Below are 3396 nucleotides of genomic sequence, written 5' to 3'. Positions count from 1 at the left end.
CGGCCGCTCACCTGCCAGAGGCCGGTGATGCCGGGCTTCGCGAGGAAGCGGCGGTGCACGTGATCGGCATACTGCGCCACTTCCGACGGCAGCGGCGGCCGCGGGCCGACGAGCGACATGGAGCCGCCGATCACGTTGAACAGCTGCGGCAGCTCGTCGAGGCTGAACTTGCGCATGATCTTGCCGACCGGCGTGACCCGGGGGTCATCCGTCATCTTGAACAGCACCTCGTTGCCCGAATCGCGCTGTTGGCGGGCGAGGTTCTCGAGCATGTCTTCGGCGTTGACGACCATCGAGCGGAACTTCAGCATCGTGAACTCGCGACCGCGCAGGCCGATGCGGGTCTGTCGGAACAGCACCGGCCCCTGGCTCGACAGCCGCACCGTGATGGCGAGGAACGCCAGCACCGGACTCAGCGCGATCACCCCGAGAACACTCGCGATGAGATCGACCATGCGCTTCAGGAACAGCTGGCCCTTGCTGAACCGAGGCGTCTCCACGTGGATGAGGGGGAGACCCGCGACCGGGCGCGTGTGCAGTCGGGGCCCGGCGACGTCGATGATGCTCGGCGCGAGCACGAGGTGCTGCTTGCCGGCTTCGAGGCTCCACGAGATCTGCTTGACCTTGTCCGGCGGCAGGTCGTCGGTGCTGGTGACGGCGACCGTGTCGGCGCCGGTGGCGGCGATCGCGCGATCGACGGCGTTGACCGAGCCCATGACGGGGATATCAGTGCCTGCGATCGTCGAGGCCACCGCGGCGTTCGGAACGCACGCTCCGACGACGAGATAGCCCGCGGCGGGCGTGCGCTGCAGCTCGTGGGCGATCTGGGTGACCGACTGCGCGGAGCCGACGAGCAGCACCCGCGCGGAGTACTCCTTCATCGACCGCCGTGCGATCAGCCAGTGCCGCCACAGCCATCGCTCGAGCACGAGCACGAGCACACCCGCCGGGAGACTCAGCAGCAGGTAGCCGCGGGCGACTTCGATGCCCAGCAGGAACGAGGCGATCGCGATGAAGCCGAAGAGCGTCAGGCTCGCGTTCGCCACCCTGATGTACTCGGTGGTGCCATGGCCGATGACGCGATCGCTGCGGGAATCGATGAGGGTCAGTGCCCACATCCATGCCAGCACCAGAGCCGTCGAGAACAACCAGTACGACACCGCGCTGATCCCGGCGTTCTCATGGATCGCGAGGTCGACGTTGCCGGTGCCGAACCATACCAGCTGTGCGCCGAAGACCACCCAGACGAGCACGAACAGGTCGCTGAACCACAGCCGCCGCGCGTAGTGCGTGCGCCAGCGCGACGCAGACGTCGTCGAGGGGTGCGCTGCGTCGGCCGTCGCGGCCGACGTCGGAGCCCCCTGCCCGGGCGCACCGATGGTCGGTGAATCCGGCGACGTCGTTGTCGTGTCGTTTTCTATCGTCGACACGATGTGCCTTTCATTTCGATCTCCCCAGGAACGAAATACATCGGCGAAGAGCGAACTCAACGACGGTGCACGTCCACAGCATAGGGAGCGGACTGTGTCGCGCGGGTTACGTTTTGCCCCGGCACCTGTTCGTCAGACGGGGGGTAGCGCTCAAGGGTGCGCATGCCTCAGAATCGCTGCACGTGAACTCGCCTGTGAACGACCTCCGAAATCGGGCCGTTCGGGGTACGATCAGGTAAGTTCGAACCTCTGTCTGGGAAGAAGGAAGCTATGAGCAAGCGATTCGAAGAAGAGGACGTCGACTGAGACGTCCTTCGCCCTGACTTTCAAGGTTGGCGCCGCAGAGACTCCAGTCTCTCGGCGTCAACTTCTTTGTATCGGATCTGCATCGCCAGCTTTTCCAACGCCACGTACGCCTTCTCCTGGCGGCGTTGCGGCTCCGGGTGCGTACGACGGAGAACGATGTACGGTTCGAATCGCTCGAAGGTGCGCTTGATGATCGTGCCGCCGGCGTCCACCAGCACCGCGCGTCGGTAGACGCCCAACTCCACGCCCACGGCAAGTCGTTCAAGCCCGTTCAAGACCGCGACGGCGGCGTGAACGAGATTGGCTCGCTCCGTATCGGTGAAGAGCGGGGGCGCCGTTCCGCGGCGCACGATCACTCCCAGGATGCGGATCGGCCGCGTCGGAAGCTCGGAACTCCCGTGTGCGAGGGCCTGCGCCTGAGCGGAGGTCAATTCGCGCGGGCCGAGCATCTTCGAGATCAGCTTGCGCTCGGCGACGGTGTCGTCAGACCACTTGGTCCAGGCTTCGAGCGTCGCCTGGCGGCGGGTCGCACGCCAATTCATCCACGTGGCGAACGTGACGGTCACTAACGATGCCAAGGCAATGACGGCGCCGGCAAGAGCCGCGTGCTCCCGAGCGAAGGCCACGTGCGGAGACAGGTCGACATCGCGCAACAGAAGCGCGATGATGGCGGCCACCGCCGCAGCGAGGAGCACGGAAAGCACGTGTACCGCTTTGATCTTTCGCAGGAATCCCCAGTTCACAGACCGTGTTTATCACGAGCGCAGACGTGACTGTGCGCACAATCCCGGGACGAGAACAGTCGGGACTGCCGCACTACCGGGTCACGACGCACCAAACGCAGGCTGCGTACGCCGGCTGCGCCGGATCGGATCGGCGATCGCCGCCGGCAGGCGCTTCGCGTCGACGTTGATGCGCACGAGGTAGATCACCACGAGCGAGAGCACCACCATCTCGCCGAAGTCCTCGACGAACCCGAGCGAACGGTCGAGGAGGCGGATGTCGAGGAAGAACGAGTGCACGATGTCGACCAGCACCGCGAACACCAGCAGCGTCGCGACGAGAAGTGCGATGGTGCGATGGATCAGTCGAGTGCGCGCATCCGCCCTCAGATAGGCGATCACGATCGGTGTTGCGAGCACCAGCAGGGCCACACCCGACACGGCGAGTTCGCCGAGCGTCTGCGCACCGACGGGGCCGATGCCGAACGCCCACGGCTGCATGGCGTAGACGAAGCCGACCACCTCGTGCACCATGAACGCGTCATCGACGAAGAAGTACAGGAAGAGCGGGATCCACGCGGCGACGGACCAGCTGCGGCGCGCGACGGCGAACATCGCCAGCAGCACCACCACCCACAGGTACTTGACGTACTGGTACGCCTCGCCGTAGCTGCCGTCCATGTCGACGCGCAGCACGTTCGGCGCATCCCACCCGACCATCACCACGACGTGGATGAGCCCCAGGACCACATCGACGCCGAGCACCATGGCGGCGATGAGCACCACCGAGCGCTGATTGCGGAACAGCCATTTCCCCTCGTGCGCAAGCGCGGTGAAGACAGACATCCGTGGACCTCCCCAGTGGTCCTCGCGGTGTCGACTGCCGCATGCTGCTTCGCACGGAGGCGACGCCTAACGATCATCGTTTGCCGGGGAGT

General features: G+C 65.4%; 3 protein-coding genes. All 3 read right to left on the bottom strand.

Annotated elements, in window-relative coordinates; genetic code table 11:
• Nucleotides 1-1430, bottom strand: a 1430-nt coding sequence (locus B4E30_RS13870; RefSeq protein WP_286795644.1) for a sugar transferase, incomplete at its 3' end; no start/stop codon positions are given.
• A 326-nt stretch (nucleotides 1431-1756) separates the two neighbouring features.
• A complete protein-coding gene (locus B4E30_RS13865; RefSeq protein WP_286795643.1) occupies nucleotides 1757-2479 on the bottom strand; it encodes a DUF4760 domain-containing protein in 723 nt (240 codons plus the stop codon).
• Nucleotides 2480-2560: 81 nt separating this feature from the next.
• Complete coding sequence (locus B4E30_RS13860) at nucleotides 2561-3304, bottom strand: hypothetical protein (RefSeq protein WP_286795642.1); 744 nt, start codon at nucleotides 3302-3304, stop codon at nucleotides 2561-2563.
• Between the last annotated feature and the right edge of the window lie 92 nt (nucleotides 3305-3396).

The sequence above is a fragment of the Microbacterium sp. UBA3394 genome (assembly GCF_002358725.1).
In the GTDB taxonomy this organism is placed as follows: Bacteria; Actinomycetota; Actinomycetes; order Actinomycetales; family Microbacteriaceae; genus Microbacterium; species Microbacterium luteum.
The sequence above is the reverse complement of the archived record's forward strand: the minus strand, read 5'-3'. Positions and strand labels throughout refer to the sequence as shown.